The organism is Streptomyces sp. NPDC002499, from assembly GCF_053595415.1.
This window is the reverse complement of the sequence record NZ_JBSFXO010000001.1, coordinates 907,662-924,013: the sequence shown is the minus strand read 5'-3', so window position 1 is coordinate 924,013 and position 16,352 is coordinate 907,662. Positions and strand designations below refer to the sequence as shown.

The following is a 16,352-nucleotide window of genomic DNA, read 5'->3' as shown; positions in this document are numbered from 1 at the left end:
CCCACAGTGCGCTCTCAGCCTAGGTGGAAACGGTCTTGCGGGCGCGAGGATCGAGGTGGCCGGAAGAGACTGTGGCCAGTCGCACGGCGAGGACGGCGTGGCCGGTCACACGACGAGGACGCCGATCCCCGCCTCCTCGAAGCGCCGTACCGTGTCCGCGCCCGCCGCCGTGTCCGTGACGAGCGTGTCCACCGCCTCGGCCGCGCAGATCCGGGCGAACGCGCGCCGACCGAGCTTGCTGGAGTCGGCGGCCACGACCACGCGCTCGGCGCGCTCGCACAGCGTCCGGTTGATCGCGGCCTCCGCCTCGTCGTGCGCGGCGGCCCCGTGCGTGACGTCGAAGGCGACGACACCGAGCACGGCCACGTCGAGGGTGATCTGCCCGAGCACCCCGTCGGCGAGCGGCCCGATCAACTCGTACGACTGCGGACGGGCGACCCCGCCGGTCACCACGATCTTGAACTGGGGGCGTACGGCCAGCTCGTTGGCGATGTTGAGCGCGTTGGTGACGACGGTGAGCGCGGGGGAGCCGGAGCCGAGATCGCCGCGTACGGCCAGGGCGCGCGCGACCTCGGTGGTCGTCGTCCCGCCGGTCAGGCCGACGGCCTCGCCGGGTGCGACGAGATCCGCGACCGCCTTCGCGATGCGCTGCTTCTCGGAGGCGTGCCGGGCCGTCTTGTAGCGCAGCGGCAGCTCGTACGACACGCCGTGCACGACCGCGCCCCCGCGGGTGCGGACCAGCATCTGCTGCTCGGCGAGCTGGTCGAAGTCGCGCCGGATCGTCGCGGCCGAGACCGCCAGCTCGACGGCCACCTCCTCGACGTCCAGCCGGCCCCGCTCGACGAGCAGCTCCAGCAGCGTCTGCCAGCGGGCGTCGCGCGACATCCGACCCCTCCGTTCCCCGTCCGATGCTCGATCTCCGGCGACCCTAGCGCACCTGAAGTGCGCTCGAATGCTTGATTATGCTTGGAAACTCGCTATATCTTGCAAGAACAATCATATCCGGGGAGGGGTAGGGCCATGACCCACGTCGAGGACGAGCTGACCAGCCAGCCCGAGTGCTGGACCCGTGCCGCCGCGGAGGCGCCCCGGTACGGCGGGGTGCTGCCGGCGCCGGGGGAGCGGGTCGCGATCGTCGGCTGCGGCACCTCGTACTTCATGGCGCAGGCCGTCGCGGCCCTGCGTGAGGGCGCGGGCCAGGGCGAGACGGACGCCTTCGCTGCCTCCGAGTACCCGCGCAGGCGTTCGTACGACCGTGTCGTGGCCCTCACCCGGTCCGGCACGACCACCGAAGTCCTCGAACTGCTCGGTGAGTTGAAGGGCCGCACCCGCACCACCGCGATCACGGCCGACCCGGAGACGCCGGTCATGACGGCCGCCGACGACGTCGTCGTCCTCGACTACGCGGACGAACGCTCCGTCGTGCAGACCCGGTTCGCGACCACCGCGCTGACCCTGCTCCGCGCCCACCTCGGCCTGCACCCCGACACCGCCGTCGCCGACGCCCGTACCGCGCTGGAGACACCGCTGCCCGAAGGGCTGGTCGCCTGCACGCAGTTCACCTTCCTGGGCCGCGGCTGGACGGTGGGACTCGCCAACGAGGCCGGCCTGAAGATGCGCGAGGCATCTCTCGCCTGGACCGAGGCCTACCCCGCGATGGAGTACCGGCACGGCCCCATCAGCATCACCACCCGGGGCACCGCGACCTGGATGCTCGGCGAGGCGCCCGAAGGACTCGCCGAACAGGTCAGCGCCACCGGCGCGTTGTGGGTGGCCGGCACCCTCGACCCGCTCGCCGAACTGGTCCGTGCCCAACGCCTCGCGGTCGCCGTTGCCGCGGCCAGGGGCCTCGATCCGGACGCCCCGCGCCACCTCACCCGCTCGGTGATTCTCGCCCCCTGACCCGACCCCGCTCAAAAAGAAGCAGGGAGAGGAGAAGCCGTGCCCCTCGTCACCACCGCAGAGCTCGTCACCCGCGCCGCCGCTGCACACTCCGCCGTCCCCTCCTTCAACGTCATCACGTTGGAACACGTCGAGGCCGTCGTCGCCGGCGCCGAGGCCGCGCAGGCGCCCGTCGTCCTCCAAGTCAGCGAGAACGCCGTCAAGTTCCGTTACGGCCGCCTCCTCCCGCTCGCCCGCGCGGCCGTCGCCGCCGCCGAACGTGCCTGCGTGCCCGTCGCGTTGCACCTCGACCACGTCCAGAGCGACGACCTGCTGCGCCAGGCGGCGACCGCCGGCTTCAGCTCGGTGATGTACGACGCGGCCCGCCTTCCCTACCTCGACAACCTCGCCGCGACCCGGGCCGCCGCCGACTGGGCGCACTCCCAAGGGCTTTGGATCGAGGCCGAGTTGGGCCAGGTCGGCGGCAAGACCGGCGAGCCGCAGCTGGACGCCCACGCGCCCGGCGCCCGTACCGACCCGGTGGAGGCGGGAGCCTTCGTTGCGGACTCCGGCGTGGACGCCCTGGCCGTCGCCGTCGGCAGCACGCACGCGATGACCACCCGCACCGCGACCCTCGACCATGCCCTGATCAAACGCCTCTCCGCCGCCGTGGACGTCCCCCTCGTCCTGCACGGCTCCTCCGGAGTGCCGGACGACGAACTCACCGCCGCGATCGCGGGCGGCATCGCCAAGGTCAACGTCGGCACCGCCCTCAATGTCGCCATGACCGGCGCCGTCCGCGACTTCCTCGCCGCGCACCCCGAGGCGGTCGACTCGCGCAAGTACCTGAGCGTGGGCCGGGAGGCGATGGCGGAGGAGGCCCGACGGATCATCCAGGTGCTGGGCGGGGAGGCCTGACCGGGTCCGTCCTGGGCGGCCCGCTCACCGGACCGCAGCCATTCGGTGGCGGCCCACTCACCGGACCGCAGCCATTTTGCCGCAGCTCAGGCCTCCCTAGGGTCCTTCCCATGAGCGTTCCTGGCGACATGAGCAGCGACAGCGGCCCCCTGCGGATCGGGGTGCGGATCCCGCCGTGCGACCGGGCCGACCGGGTGGCGCGGACCGCACGGCGGGCCGAGGAGCTCGGGTTCGACCAAGTGTGGTTCCCCGACTCGCAGTTGCTGTGGCGGGACGTGTTCACCACACTCACGGCGACGGCCCTGGCCACCGAGCGGATCGGCCTCGGCACCGCCGTCACCAACCTGGCGACCCGGCACCCGTCCGTCGTCGCCTCGGCCGCCCGCAGTGTCGCCGAACTCGCGCTCGGCAGGTTCGCCCTCGGCCTCGGCGTGGGCAACAGCTCCGTCGGACCCGTCGGCCTTCGCCAGAGCACCTCGGCCGAACTGCGCGAGGGGCTCAGCATGCTGCGGGCCCTGCTGGACGGCCGGGAATGGGACTTCGAGGGCAAGGTCCGCTCCCGGCTGCGCGATCCCCAGCCCACGGTCCCGCTCCATCTGGCGGCGAGCGGACCTCGTAACCTCCGCCTCGCCGGTGAGATCGCCGACGGTGTCATCCTGCTCAGCGGTGTCTCACCACGGACCCTGGCCGCTGCCACCGCGCGGGTACAGGAGGGCGCGGAGGCGGCAGGCCGGAGCGCCGAGGCGCTGCCGGTGACCGTGTCCGCGTTCTGCGCGGTGACCGACGACGTCGAGGCCGAGGCCCGCCTGATCAAACCGATCTGCGCCTCGATCGCCCAGAACGGCGGCGCGTCCTTCCTCGCCCTCGCGGGCATCGACGTGGACGTCCCGGCGACGGTGGAGGGCGTCTACCCGGATCTCGTGCACGCCGAGGACTGGGACGCGGCCGTCCGGATCTGCTCGGCCTGGATCAGCGACGAGGCGGCCGTCCGGTTCGCCGAGGAGTTCTGCCTGTTCGGCACGGCCGCACAGATCACGGAACGGCTGCGGACCCTGCGCGCGTCGGGAGTGACCGACGTGTTCCTCCAGCACGTCGGCTCCTACGACCCGCCCACCGAACTGATCGAGACCGTCGGCGCCTCGGTCCTGCCGGCCCTGCGCTCCGCGGCCCCGCACGCGTGAGAACGTCAGCGCGGTCCCGCCACGGGCAGCAGATCCTTGCGTACGACACCGTCCTGGACGACACACACGATGTTGCCGGGGTCGCCGAGCACCCCGATGTCCGCGAGCGGGTCGCCGTCGCACAGGACGAGGTCGGCGGTCTTGCCCGCGGCCAGGGTGCCGAGGCGTTCGGACAGGCCCAGGAGCTCGGCGGAGGTACGGGTGCCGGCGACGATCGCGGCCATCGGGTCCATGCCCAGCTCCACGAGGAAGCCGAGCTCCAGCAGGTTCTGGCCGTGCGGGCAGACCGCGGCGTCCGTACCGAGGGCGATGCGGGCGCCCTGGTCGATGGCGCGCGCGATGTTCTCCTTGGTGATGCCCGACCAGCGGATCTTCTTCTGGTAGTGGTGCCCGGGCATCAAATCCCTGTCGATGCCCGCGAACACGGTGGACAGGGTCGGCACGACGAAGGTCCCCCGCTCGTTCGCCAGGTCCAGCGCCCGCTCGTCCAGGCCGTAGCCGTGCTCGATGCTGGTGACACCACCGCGGATGGCGGTGAGGATGCCCGCGGTGCCCTGGGCGTGCGCGGCGACCGGCTTGCCGCCGTGCCGCCGGCACTCGTCCACGACGGCCCGGATCTCCTCCTCCAGGAGGCCCTCGTCCTCGGGCTGGTCGTAGGGGCTGGCCATGCCGCCGGTGGCGCAGATCTTGATGACGTCGGCGCCCGCGCGGATCATCCTGCGCACCGCGAGCCGGGACTCGTCCACGGTGTCGGCCAGCTCGGCCATCTCGCCGCCGCTGAGGTCGGTGCCGTCGAGCAGGCGGAAGTCGGCGTGGCCGCCGGTGTGGCTGATGATCCGGACGGCGGTGTGCAGACGGGGGCCGACGATCCGGCCGGTCTCGACGGCGGTACGGAACCCGGTGGACAGTCCGCCCAGGTCACGGGCGGTGGTGATGCCGGCGTCCAGGGTCTGCCGCAACCGGGCCGCGGTGTCGTAGGTGACCAGGACCGGGTCGAGCTCGCCCCGGCGGCCGGGCGGCGAGCCCTGCGCGTACGCGAGGTGGGTGTGGCAGTCGAAGAACCCGGGGAGAACCGTCCGGCCGCCGGCGTCGATGATCCGGACCGCGTCAGGGTCGCCGGGGACGGGCGGGGCCCCGGCGGCCGGGCCGGCGTAGGTGAGGTTTCCCGTCGCGTCCGAGACGATGACGGCATCGTCCACCGGGAGCGCACCGGTACCGTCGATGAGGCGGGCGTTCTCGAATCGCAGCGCGGTCCTCAAGGTCTCTTGCGTCATGGCATCCGTCATGGTGAGGCCGAATCACTCCTCGGAATCAGGAACCTCGGTGGTCGACCGCGGTTGTCGGGATCAGGCGAAAGGGAGTCTGCAATGGACGAGAGAACCCCGCGCTACGGTGCAGCTTCCGATCGTGATTTCACTTCGGCACGCAGAAATGCGCCGCCCCAGGAGACGCAGGATTTCGCTGTCGCGGAACTCGACGAACTCGACCGCGGTGTCGTCCACGCGCTCCAGATCCACCCCCGGGCTCCGTGGACGCTCGTGGGTGATGTCCTCGGCGTCAATCCGGTGACCGTGGCCCGGCGCTGGCAGCGGCTGGAGGAGGCGGGGCTCGCCTGGGTGACCGCCTATCCACGGCTGTCCGACTTCCGGATCGTGGTGACGGGCATTGTGGAGGTCGACACCGAACCGGGGGTCGCCGAGGACGTGGCGCACGCCCTGGCCGGGCAGCACGAGGTGGCCAACGTCAAGATCACCGCCGGTGGCCGCGACGTCGTGGCCGCCGTGCAGACCAGGGACCTGGACGAACTGGCCCACCTCACCACGCTGCTCTTCCAGCGCACACCCGGCGTGCGGGCGACGCGCACCCACGTCTCCACCGGCGTCCCCACCGAGGGCAGCCGCTGGCGGCTGCGCAGCCTCGACGCGGCCCAGTGCGCGCGGATCGAGGCCAGCCACGCCTCGGACGTCCCGCCGGATCAGGGCACGGGTACCCAGCCGCCCTGGGACGCCCTGGACGCGCAGATCCTGGAGCTGCTCAGCTCCGACGGCCGCATGTCGATCCGCGCCCTGGCCACCGCCACCGGGGTCGGCCTCACGACGGTCCGCCGTCGACTCCAGTCGCTGCTGGCCTCGCGGATCAACCTGCGCTGCGACCTCGCCAGGCCCCTGTCCGGGTGGCCCCTGTCGGCGGTGTACTTCGCGTCCGTGCCCGCCCAGTACCTGGAGGAGACCAGCCGCGTACTGTCCAAGGTGCGAGAGGTCCGGTCGTGCGCGATCACCGCGGGCCCCCACAACCTCGTGATCGACGTGTGGCTGCGCGCACTGGCCGATGTGCACACCTTCGAGGCACATCTGTCGCGGCGGCTGCCCCGCCTCGTGATCGACGACCGTTCCGTGGTGCTGCGCACCGTGAAGCACATGGGCCGGCTGCTGGACCGGGACGGCCGCTGCGTCGGCGTCGTACCGCTGCGCGAACCGCAGGGCACCCACCCCCCGGCGGCGGACCCCGTCGTACCGGCCGACAAGACCTCCTGGCGCTGAGGAGCACCGGTGCGATCCACGTACATCCCCTCGGCCGGCGGGCACCTGCGCTGGCTCGACATCCCGGGCGAAGGCCCCGCGCGGGTGTACCTGCACGGGCTGGGGTGCGCCGGCTCCGCAGACTTCGCCGGGATCGTCGCGCATCCCGGCCTCTACGGCGGACGCGCCCTCGTCGTCGACCTGCTCGGCCACGGTTTCAGCGACCGCCCGGCGGCCTTCGCGGGCACGTTGGAGGCCCATGCCGCATCGGTCGCCGCCGTTCTGGACGACTGCGGGATCCAGGACGCCGTCGTCGTCGGGCACTCGATGGGCGGCGCCGTCGCGATCCTCCTCGCCGCGACCCGCCCGGACCTGGCCTCCCGGGTCGTGGTGGCCGAGCCGAACCTGCGCGCGGGCGGCGGGCTGTACAGCAAGGCCATCGCCGCCTACCGCGAGGAGGACTTCGTCAGCCATGGATTCCGCGCCGTGCTGGCGGAGTTGGAGCCCGACTACGCGGCCCGGGTGCGGGCGGCGGACCCCGCGATCCTGCACCGCAGCGCGGTGAGCCTGGTCGCCGGGACGACTCCGGGAACCGCGGAACTCCTCTACGGCCTGCCGCAGCCGCGGGTGATGCTGATCGGCGCCCGCAGCCGCCCCTACGAGGACGAGCACGCCGTCCGGCAGGCCGGCATCCCCGTCGTCGAAGTCCCCGACGCGGGCCACCACATGATGCGCGACAACCCCGAGGGGTTCGTGGCGGCCCTGGTCGAGGCCGGTGCGAAGCCCGCCCCGCGCACGGGAGTTGTCAGCGCGGGACGCGATGCGACTCATAGCGGGCGAGTCGGGCCGTGATGACGCCCGAGGCCTCGGTGAGGGCCGCGAGCAGCCGGGGCAGCCTGCTGCCCGCCGTGGGGGAGATGACGGACAGCGCCCCCAGGTAGGCACCGCCGGAGTCGCGTACGGGCACCGCGACGGCGAGGTAGCCGATGCGTTTCTCCTCGACCTCCACGGCATAGCCCTTCGCCCTGATCCGGTCGAGTTCGCCGGGCAGTTGGGCGGGCGTGAGGGTGTGCGGAGTGCGGCGGGTCATCCCGGGCAGGACCTGCGCGAGCGGGTAGCGCTCGGGGAGCAGGGCGAGGGTGAGCTTTCCCGCGGCGGTGCTGTGCAGCTCCAGACGCCGGCCGTCGGCGGTGGAGCCGGCGTGGTTGCGGTGCGTGCCGAGGTTCTCGACGCACAGCAGGTCGCCGTGGTCGGGTATCGCCAGGATGACGGCGTTGTCGAGGCCCTGGGCCAGGCTCTCGACGACGGGCCTGGCCGCTTCCCGCAGGGTGCGCTGACGGGGTGAGCGCAGGCCCATCGTGTAAAGCCGTACACCCAGGCGGTAGTTGCAGCCGTCCCGCTCCAGGAAGTCCGTGGCGACGAGTTCCTGGCAGAGCCGGTGGACGGTCGCCTTGGCTATCCCGGTACGAGACCTCAGCTCGGCGAGACCGAGCGAGAAGTCGTCGTCACCGAAGGCCGACAGGATGAGACTCACCTTGCCGAGCACCGAGTTGGGCCGCTCGCCCGTCTCTGGGATCTCGCCGGCGTGGGTCACCGCTTCGCCGGTGGTGGTCACCGCTCCGCTCGCGGTGGTCACCGCGCCGCCGCCCATTCGAGGACGTGCTTGGAGAACTCCTCGGGGAGCTGCTCCGGCAGGGGTACGTGTCCGCCGTCGATGACCTGTGTCTCGCAGCCCGCGGCGGCGAACTTCTCCAGTCCCGGCAGGGAGTAGTGGTCGCCGGAGGCGCAGACGGCGAGGATGCGGGCGGTGATCAGAGGCAGACGCTGGTCCATCATCGAGCCGCGTACCGCCACGTGTCCCTCCTCGACGCGGTCCAGCACGGTCAACGCGTCGATCATGAACCGGTTGAGGGCGGCCTCCTCGCCGGGCCGGTAGAACTCGCGCCGGTGGTTCCACAGTTCGAGCAGATGCGAGCCGTCGGGCCGCGGGACGACGTGGTCGACGGGCTTGCGCTCGCCCGCCGTGCGGCGCTTCTCCTCGTCGATGAAGGGCGTGGCGGACAGCAGCAGACTCGCGACCCGGTCCTGGTGGCGGGCGGCGAGTTCCACCGCGATCACCCCGCCGGTGTGGTGCCCCACCAGGTGGAAGCGCTCCAGGCCGAGTTCCTCGATCAACGCGTCGGCCGCGTCGGCCCACCGCTCGATCGTGTGGGGTTCGTCGGGTTTCGCGGAGGCTCCGAAACCCAGAGTGTCCATGGCGATGGCCCGGTGCGTGACCCCGACCCGCGGCAGCACCTCCAGGTACTCGGTCCAGGACCGCGGGGTCTGATGGAGCATCAGAACCGGTTCGCCCGTACCGCATTCGACATAGTGCAACTGACCGAAACGGCTCGGCACATAGCCGCGGCGCAGTGTGTCCGTCATGAGTGACCTCCTGGTTTGTGGCAAGCCGTCAGATGGCCGGGTGTCCGTTCGGTGAGCGCGGGGCGTTCGCTGCGGCAGTGGTCGTCGGCCAGCCAGCAGCGGGAGGAGAACGGGCAGCCGGTCGGGACGTCCGCCGGCGAGGGCAGCTCGCCCTTGAGGACGATCCGTTCGCCGGGGTCGGTGTCGCCCGCCGTGGCGGCCCCCGGTTCCAGGACGGAGGAGAGCAACGCCATGGAGTAGGGGTGCTGCGGATCGGCGAACAGTTGCTGAGCCGGGGCGATCTCGACGATCGACCCGAGGTACATCACGGCCACCCGCTCGCTGAGGTGGCGGACCACACCGAGGTTGTGCGAGATGAACAAGTAGGCGATGCGGTCACGCTGTTGGATCTCCTGGAGCAGGTTGAGGATCTGCGCCTGGATGGAGACGTCCAGCGCCGACGTCGGCTCGTCGAGGACGATGACGGACGGCTGCGGGGCCAACGCGCGGGCGAGCGCGAGGCGTTGGCGCTGACCACCGGAGAACTCGTGCGGGTAGCGCACGGCGGCCGCCGCGTCGAGGCCGACCTCCGCCAGGACCTCGGCCAGGCGGGTGCGCCGGTCGGCCCGTGCCACTCCCCGGGCGCGCAGCGGTTCCTCGATGCTGGAGCCGACGGGCAGCCGGGGGTTGAGCGAGCCGTTGGGATCCTGGAACACCATCTGCACCGCACGCCGGAACGCCCTCAGGTCGGCGCCCTTCGGCTGGTGCGTCATGTCCCGGCCCTCGAAGCGCACTTCACCACGGGTGGGCCGGTACAGCCTGGTCGCGATCCGGCCCAGCGTGCTCTTGCCGCATCCGGACTCGCCGACCAGACCGACCGTCTCCCCGGGGTTCAGGGTCAGCGAGATGGCGTCCACGGCCCGGACACCGGAACGGCCCGGGCGGCGGCCGAACTCGTGGCCGATGCCGGAGAGTTCGAGGAGCGGCGGCCCGGTGTCCGCCGCGAGGGGCCGGGCCGTCGGTTCGGCCACGGTCAGGGCCGGCTGGGATTCACTCATCTGTTCCTCCGGCTGTCGTCGGCGCGTCCTCCAGGTCACGCCAGCAGCGCGACACCCACCCCGCACCGACAGGTCGCAGCGGCTGCGGCGCGGCACACGCGTCGGCGGCGCTCGGGCAGCGCGGCGCGAAGCGGCAACCGGGCAACCGGCGCGCGTCGTCGGTGAGTTGGCCGCGGATCGCGGTCAGCGGAGTGCCGTCGCTCTCCCTCATCCGGGGCACCGCCGCGAGCAGCGCCCGCGTGTAGGGGTGCTTGGGCGCGGTCAGCACCTGGTCGACCGTGCCGGACTCCACCGCCTGACCGGCGTACATCACCTGCACCCGGCTGCACATCGCCGTGATGACACCGAGGTCGTGCGAGATGAGCAGCATCCCCATGCCGTGCTCCTGCTGGAGCGAGCGCAGCAGTTGGAGGATCTCGGCCTGCACGGTGACGTCCAGCGCGGTCGTCGGCTCGTCGGCCAGCAGCAGCCGCGGATTGCCCGCCATGGCGATGGCGATGACGACGCGCTGCCGCATACCGCCGGACAGCTCGTGCGGGAACTGCCGGGCCCGGCGCTCGGGCGAGGGGATCTCCACAAGCCGCAGCAGGTCCACGGCCCGCTCCTGCGCCTCCTTCCGGCCGGCCTTCCCGTGGATCCGCAGCACCTCCGCGACCTGCGCGCCGACCCGCATGCACGGGTTGAGCGAGGTCATCGGCTCCTGGAAGACCATCGCGACCCGGTCGCCGCGCAGGCTCTCCAGCTCGGCCGCGTCACTGCCCAGCAGATTCGTGCCGCAGGCCTCCAGCCGGTCGGCCCGGACGTCGGCGCCGGAGCCCAGCAGCCCCATGGCCGCGAGGGCGACGCTCGACTTGCCGCAGCCGCTCTCGCCGATCAGACCGACCACCTCGCCCTGTTCGACGCGGAGATCCACCCCGGAGACCACGTCCGAGCCGCCGAATCCGATCCGCAGTCCCGAGACGTCGAGGACCGGGCCCGTGCCACCGGTCCCGGTGGCGGCACGGGCGGGTGTCAGGGTGTCGGCACTCACTGGGACAGCCATGCGTTCTTGAGGTTGAGACGGGTCGCCGTGGCATCGGGCTGGTAGCCGTGCAGTTTGTCGCTCCACGCCTCGCCGCGCACGGCCTTGGCGTAGGGCACCAGCAGGTAGGCCTCGTCGGCGATGTACTGGGCGAGCTGGTGGTAGAGCGTGATCCGCTTGTCGTTGTTCTCCTCGCTCTTCGCGGCCGCCATCAGGTCCCACAGGTGCTGGTCCTTGACCTTGGTCCCCGGGCTGCCCTTGGCGAACCACAGGTCGAGGTACTGACTCGGGTCGGCGTTGAGCACGCTCGTCATCATCACCATGTCGGTGTACTCGCCGGCCAGCACCTTCGGCACGACCGTCGTGAACGGCACGAGCTTGAGGTTGAGGGTGATGCCGACCTTGGCCAGCTGCGCCTTCATCAGCTCCATGGCGGAGATGTCGGGCCCGTAGGCGGGGTCGCTCGGCGCGAGCAGCTCGATGCTGACCCGGCTCTTGCCGGCCGCCTTGAGCAGCGCCTTGGCCTTCGACTGGTTCGGCGTGTACATCGGGTCGGCGGTCGTGGGCGTGGTGCCGTACGGGTCCTGTGGCGGGATGACGTAGCCGAAGGTCGCCGAGCCGCTGCCGAGCGTCTTGATCAGCGTCTTGCGGTCGATGGCGAGGTTGAACGCCTGCCGCACCCGCTTGTCGGCGAGCGGGCCGCTGAGGGTGTTCATGTTGAGCCAGATGCTGGAGACCAGCGGCCCGTTCGCCTCGGTGACACCGCTCGTGGACTTGACGTCGTCGACCATGCGCAGGTCGCGGAAGGACAGCAGCTGTACGGAGTTGGAGCGCAGCGAGGCCACGCGCGAGGTCTCGTCGGGGATGAGCCGGTAGATCACCGTGTCGAGGTACGGCTTCGGACTGTCCCAGTAGCCCTTGTAGCCGGAGAGCTGGATGGAGATGCCCTTCGACCACTTCTTCAGGGAGAAGGGTCCGGTGCCGTTCTCCGACTGCTTGAGCTCGTTCGCGGTGCGGGACGTCGTCCACTTCTTGCTCATGATGGCCCCGCTCCACGGCCGGGCGAGGAAGTTGTAGAGCGACGGCTGGGGCGCGCTGAGCTTGATCTCCACGGTCCTGGCGTCCACGGCCGTGACCGTCTTGATCTTGTACTGCTGGGTGTACGGCGACTTGATCGCGGGATCCATCAGCCGCTCCAGGCTGAAGATCACGTCGTCGGTGGTGAGCTTGCTGCCGTCGTGGAAGGTGACCCCGTCGCGGAGCGTGAACCGGTGGGTGGTGGCGTCCACCTGCTGGTAGCTCTTGGCCAGGCCGGGCTTGATCTGGCCCTTGCTGTCCAGGCTCAGCAGACCCTCGTAGAACTGCGCGACGATCTGCTGGTCGAAGTAGGCCTGGGCCACCTGCGGGTCGAAGCCGACCGTGGGCTCCCCGTCGAGCCCGATGGTGAGGGTGCCGCCGCTGACCGGCTTCCCGGAGACCTTGCCGGCCGTGGTGGCCGTACCGCCGCAGCCCGCGAGCAGCAGACCGGCGAGCGTGGTGCCGCCGAGCGCCAGCGCGTTTCTGCGCGTGTAGGTGTGGTTCGTCATCGTGACCGCCTGTTTCTCAAGAACGTGAGGGTGAAGTGACGTGGTGCGAGGGCCCGTTCAGGACGTACGGCGCTTGCCGCGCGGGTTGAGCTGTTCCTGGAGGCCGTCGGAGATGAGGCCGAAGGCCGCGGTGGCGATGGCCAGGGTGATGCCGGGGACGATCACCAGCAGGGGGTCGTCCTTCATGTAGCGCTGCCCCTCGAAGATCATCCGGCCCCAACTCGGCGTCGGCGGCTGGATGCCGAGGCCGAGATAGCTCAGGGACGCCTCGACCAGCACGCAGGTCGCCGCCGTGTTGGCGTACTGGACGAGCGCGGAGGACAGCACGTTCGGCAGCACATGGCGGCCGATGACCACAGGGGTGCGCACGCCGGCGATGCGGGCCGCCGAGACGAAGTCGCGCTCGCGCACGGTGAGCGCCGGAGCCCGCACGATCCGTGCGAAGTAGGGCACGAAGATCAGCCCCATGCCCCCGATGAGGACCCACATGCCCGGGCTGAAGATCGACACCAGGACGAGTGCCAGCAGCACCGAGGGGATCGACATCGCGGTGTCCATCGCCGCCATCAGCACCGAGTCCAGGCGCCGGGCGTTGTAGCCCGCGACCAGACCGATCGGGACGCCGATCAGGGCGGCGACCGTGGTCGCCCCGAAGGCCACCAGGAGCGACTGCCGGGCCGCGACGAAGGTCCGGGTGAACAGGTCGCGGCCGAGGTTGTCGGTGCCCAGCCAGTGGCTGCCCGAGGGACCGGTGAGCAGGGAGTCGCTGACGTCGGTCGCCGCGTAGCGGCCGAAGGCGCCGATGAGCAGGGCCGACACCACGATCGCGCCGAGGATGCAGACACCCGTGGTCAGCGTCGGGTTCCAGCCGAGCCGGGGCCTGCGGCGCGGTGCCGCGGTCACGGTGACGGCGGGCGCGGGGGATTCAACCGTCACGGCGTGCTCCTGTCGTGCGGATACGGGGGTCGATGAGGGGATAGACCAGGTCGGTCAGCAGGTTGATCAGCACGTAGGAGGCGCCGAGCGCGAGGATCGAGCCCTGGATCACCGTGAAGTCGTGCTGGGTGATGGAGTTGACGATCAGCGAGCCGAGGCCCGGGAGGGCGAAGACCTGCTCGACGATGACGGTGCCGCCGACCAGCACTCCGAGTTGGAGACCGCCGGCGGTGACCACCGGCACCAGCGCGTTGCGCAGCGCGTGCCGCAGCATCAGCCGTCGTCGCCCCGCGCCCTTCGCCGCCGCCGTCCGCATGAAGTCCTGGCCCTCGACGTCGAGGACGGCGGCCCGCATGTACCGGCAGAGCGTCGCGCCGAACGGGATGCCCAGCGCCACCGCCGGGAGCAGCAGGACCTGGAGGTTGAGCAGCGGGTCCTCGGAGAACGGCACGAAGGAGAAGAGCGGCCAGGCCGGTGCCAGCGTGCTCACCAGGAGGACCATGACCGTGCCGACCACGAACGGCGGGACGGCGAGCCCCATGAACGCCGCGCTGTTGACCATCCGGTCCCTGGCGCGCCCCTGGTGCATGGCCGACCAGATCCCCGCCGGAATGCCCCACAGGACCGCGATCACCGCCGCGTACACGGCGAGTTCCAGACTCACCGGCAGCCGGTCGGCGACCTGCGCGCCGACGCTCTGCCCGTCCAGCAGCGACGAGCCCAGATCGCCTCGCACGGCGTGCCCGATCCAGCTCAGGTACTGCGACCACACGGGCTGGTCGAGTCCCAGCTGGTGGGTGATCTGGGCGCGCAGCTCGGGCGTGGAGTTCTCGCCGGCGATCAGGGCCGCCGGGTCACCGGGGACCAGATGGGACAGCGCGAACACGATGGCGCTGAGGCAGAGGACCACCGCGAGCGAGCGGACCACACGGATCGACAGATAGCGCAGCACTGGATCTCTCCCCTATATCGCGGCGGCCGACGCCGACGCCCGGGGCGTCGAACGGGTCGGATCGAAGGGACGGCGCCGCGCGGCCAGCGCGGTGGGCACGGACTCGGCCGCGTTCGGGTCCACCGCCCGGCCCTCGCGGAACACCGTGCTGAGGCGCCGCCGGTCACCGAGCACGCTCAGATCGGCGAGCGGATCACCGTCGACCAGCAGCAGGTCCGCCCACCTTCCCGGAGCGACCGTCCCCGTCCTGGCGCCGAGCCCGAGGGCGTCGGCGGCGGCCGAGGTCGCCGCGACCAGCACCTCGGCGGGCGTCATGCCGATCTGCTCGTGCAGCAGCTCCAGTTCGCGGGCGTGGTTGCCGAAGCGCATCGTGTTGGACGAGTCGCTGCCGGCGATGATCCGCACTCCGGCCCGGTAGGCCAGGCGTACGGACGTGAGCCGCCGCTCGCGCAGCACCTCCGCCTTCTCCAACTGCTCTGTGGCCAGGCCCCGTTGGTCCCCGTGCTCCAGCATGAACTCACTGAGCGACAGGGTTGGGCACAGGAACGTGCCCTGTTCGAGCATCAGCTCCACGAGGTCCTCGTCGAGGTCGGAGCCGTGCTCCAGGGTGTCCACCCCGGCGGTGAGCGCCGAGGTGATCCCGGCCCGGGTGTGCGCGTGGGCCGCCACCCGCAGGTCCAGGGCGTGTGCCTCGTCGACGATCGCGTCGATCTCGGCGTCCGTGTAGTTGCGCCACCCGGTCTTGTCGCCGAGCGAGAGCGTGCCGCCGCTCGTGCAGATCTTGATCAGGTCCACGCCCATCCGGGCGTACTGCCTGACCCGCTTGCGGCACTCGTCGACGCCGTCCGCCGGCGGCCACATCCGCTTCTCGTCGAGCGTCGCCGGACAGAACATGTCGCCGTGCCCCGCGGTCATGCCCACGAGCCCGGAGGCGACGACCCGCGCCCCGTCGAGGACGTGCTCGTCGATCACGTGCTTGACGGCCACCTCGGGCAGTGATCCCGCGGTGTCGCGGACGGTGGTGAAACCGGACCGCAGCGCCTCACGGGCGTTGGCCGCGGCGTGCAGGGTCTGCTCCTCCGTCGAGGTCAGCATGTTCCACAGGTGGACGTCGTGCGGCCGGGTGCTCGCGTTGGACCGCAGATGCACATGGCAGTCGATGAGGCCGGGCAGCAGGGTCAGACCCCGCAGGTCGTACACGGTGTCCCCGGGAGCCGTCGCCACCGTGTCCGCGGCACCCACCTCGGCGATCACGGCGCCGTCGATCACGACGGTCGCGTCCGACCGCGCGGCGCGGCCGGTGCCGTCGATCAGGGTCACCCCCGACAGAACCGTTCGTTCGGTCATACGGGGCTCCTGTGGGCGCTGGTTCCAGATGTGGCGGGAATCGTCATGAGGCCGGATTCACTCCCCTTCGCGGGAACTGGTAAGGGGGAGTGTGGGGCGACGATGGTGTGGCTGTGTTGCGGTGCAGTTTTCACTTGGAGTTCGCTCGGGGCGCGCAGGAATGCGCCGCCCATGGAGGCGCAGTTTTCCGCCACCCGCGGTGGATCTCCGGGCCCGTCAGGAGCCCTCGGGAAGGGAGCCGACGAAGGCAGTGTCGGCGCCCACCGGGCCCAGGGCGGTCGCTCCGCCAGGGGCGCCCAGGGGAGTCGTACGACCTTCCAGGGGCTCCTCGAAGAAGCGGCGGTTGTCGGCGCGGAACTCCGGGTCGGCGAGGCGGTCGACGGTGATCGCCTGCTCGGGGCAGGCCGTCTCGCAGGCGCCGCAGTCGATGCACTCGACCGGGTTGATGTAGAGCTTGCGCTCGCCCTCGTAGATGCAGTCGACCGGGCACTCCTCCATGCAGGAGCGGTCCATGATGTCGACGCAGGCCGATCCGATGACGTAGGCCATG

16 protein-coding genes are annotated in these 16,352 nt (G+C 71.2%); 5 read left to right on the top strand and 11 right to left on the bottom strand.

Annotated features, from left to right (window positions below):
• Window positions 1-105: 105 nt before the first annotated feature.
• On the bottom strand, window positions 106-885 hold the full coding sequence (locus tag ACWD5F_RS04210; protein ID WP_401728508.1) for a DeoR/GlpR family DNA-binding transcription regulator: 780 nt from the start codon (window positions 883-885) through the stop codon (window positions 106-108).
• 135 nt (window positions 886-1,020) lie between these two features.
• Here ACWD5F_RS04210 and ACWD5F_RS04205 point away from each other — a divergent pair, with 135 nt between their 5' ends.
• The 3 genes from ACWD5F_RS04205 to ACWD5F_RS04195 all read left to right on the top strand — a co-directional run bounded on the left by ACWD5F_RS04205 (window position 1,021) and on the right by ACWD5F_RS04195 (window position 3,980).
• Window positions 1,021-1,902: an SIS domain-containing protein gene (locus tag ACWD5F_RS04205; protein WP_451250848.1), complete on the top strand. Its 882-nt coding sequence runs from the start codon at window positions 1,021-1,023 to the stop codon at window positions 1,900-1,902.
• Window positions 1,903-1,941: 39 nt separating this feature from the next.
• Window positions 1,942-2,799, top strand: a complete 858-nt coding sequence (locus ACWD5F_RS04200) for a class II fructose-bisphosphate aldolase (RefSeq protein ID WP_451250846.1) — start codon at window positions 1,942-1,944, stop codon at window positions 2,797-2,799.
• Window positions 2,800-2,909: 110 nt separating this feature from the next.
• Entirely contained in the window at window positions 2,910-3,980 is a 1,071-nt protein-coding gene (locus tag ACWD5F_RS04195; RefSeq protein WP_451250844.1) for an LLM class flavin-dependent oxidoreductase, read from the top strand.
• Window positions 3,981-3,985: 5 nt separating this feature from the next.
• Here ACWD5F_RS04195 and ACWD5F_RS04190 read toward each other — a convergent pair whose 3' ends face one another.
• Window positions 3,986-5,266, bottom strand: coding sequence for an amidohydrolase family protein (locus ACWD5F_RS04190; RefSeq protein WP_451250842.1), 1,281 nt, complete (start codon window positions 5,264-5,266; stop codon window positions 3,986-3,988).
• 81 nt (window positions 5,267-5,347) lie between these two features.
• Here ACWD5F_RS04190 and ACWD5F_RS04185 point away from each other — a divergent pair, with 81 nt between their 5' ends.
• Together ACWD5F_RS04185 and ACWD5F_RS04180 are read left to right on the top strand one after the other, a co-directional pair.
• Entirely contained in the window at window positions 5,348-6,520 is a 1,173-nt protein-coding gene (locus ACWD5F_RS04185; protein ID WP_451250840.1) for an Lrp/AsnC family transcriptional regulator, read from the top strand.
• Window positions 6,521-6,529: 9 nt separating this feature from the next.
• Window positions 6,530-7,351 carry an alpha/beta fold hydrolase gene (locus ACWD5F_RS04180; RefSeq protein ID WP_451250838.1) on the top strand — a complete coding sequence of 274 codons (822 nt, stop codon included), beginning with the start codon at window positions 6,530-6,532 and terminating at the stop codon, window positions 7,349-7,351.
• Here the strand turns inward: ACWD5F_RS04180 and ACWD5F_RS04175 are convergent.
• The 9 genes from ACWD5F_RS04175 to fdxA all read right to left on the bottom strand — a co-directional run bounded on the left by ACWD5F_RS04175 (window position 7,305) and on the right by fdxA (window position 16,351).
• Window positions 7,305-8,135 (bottom strand): IclR family transcriptional regulator, encoded by an 831-nt coding sequence (locus tag ACWD5F_RS04175; RefSeq protein WP_451250836.1) that lies wholly within the window; start codon window positions 8,133-8,135, stop codon window positions 7,305-7,307. The genes ACWD5F_RS04180 and ACWD5F_RS04175 overlap by 47 nt on opposite strands.
• On the bottom strand, window positions 8,132-8,923 hold the full coding sequence (locus tag ACWD5F_RS04170; protein ID WP_451250834.1) for an alpha/beta fold hydrolase: 792 nt from the start codon (window positions 8,921-8,923) through the stop codon (window positions 8,132-8,134). The genes ACWD5F_RS04175 and ACWD5F_RS04170 overlap by 4 nt, the downstream gene beginning before the upstream one ends.
• A complete protein-coding gene (locus ACWD5F_RS04165; RefSeq protein WP_451250832.1) occupies window positions 8,920-9,960 on the bottom strand; it encodes an ABC transporter ATP-binding protein in 1,041 nt (346 codons plus the stop codon). The genes ACWD5F_RS04170 and ACWD5F_RS04165 overlap by 4 nt, the downstream gene beginning before the upstream one ends.
• Window positions 9,953-11,002: an ABC transporter ATP-binding protein gene (locus tag ACWD5F_RS04160; protein ID WP_451250830.1), complete on the bottom strand. Its 1,050-nt coding sequence runs from the start codon at window positions 11,000-11,002 to the stop codon at window positions 9,953-9,955. The genes ACWD5F_RS04165 and ACWD5F_RS04160 overlap by 8 nt, the downstream gene beginning before the upstream one ends.
• Window positions 10,987-12,567: an ABC transporter substrate-binding protein gene (locus tag ACWD5F_RS04155; protein ID WP_451250828.1), complete on the bottom strand. Its 1,581-nt coding sequence runs from the start codon at window positions 12,565-12,567 to the stop codon at window positions 10,987-10,989. Before ACWD5F_RS04155 ends, ACWD5F_RS04160 begins: the two co-directional genes overlap by 16 nt.
• A gap of 57 nt (window positions 12,568-12,624) precedes the next feature.
• Window positions 12,625-13,503 (bottom strand): ABC transporter permease, encoded by an 879-nt coding sequence (locus ACWD5F_RS04150; RefSeq protein ID WP_451250826.1) that lies wholly within the window; start codon window positions 13,501-13,503, stop codon window positions 12,625-12,627.
• Window positions 13,493-14,455: an ABC transporter permease gene (locus tag ACWD5F_RS04145; protein WP_451250824.1), complete on the bottom strand. Its 963-nt coding sequence runs from the start codon at window positions 14,453-14,455 to the stop codon at window positions 13,493-13,495. The genes ACWD5F_RS04150 and ACWD5F_RS04145 overlap by 11 nt, the downstream gene beginning before the upstream one ends.
• A 12-nt stretch (window positions 14,456-14,467) precedes the next feature.
• Window positions 14,468-15,802, bottom strand: coding sequence for an amidohydrolase family protein (locus tag ACWD5F_RS04140; protein ID WP_451250822.1), 1,335 nt, complete (start codon window positions 15,800-15,802; stop codon window positions 14,468-14,470).
• A 216-nt stretch (window positions 15,803-16,018) separates the two neighbouring features.
• Window positions 16,019-16,351, bottom strand: coding sequence for a ferredoxin (gene fdxA / locus ACWD5F_RS04135; protein ID WP_451250820.1), 333 nt, complete (start codon window positions 16,349-16,351; stop codon window positions 16,019-16,021).
• Window position 16,352: the final 1 nt, after the last annotated feature.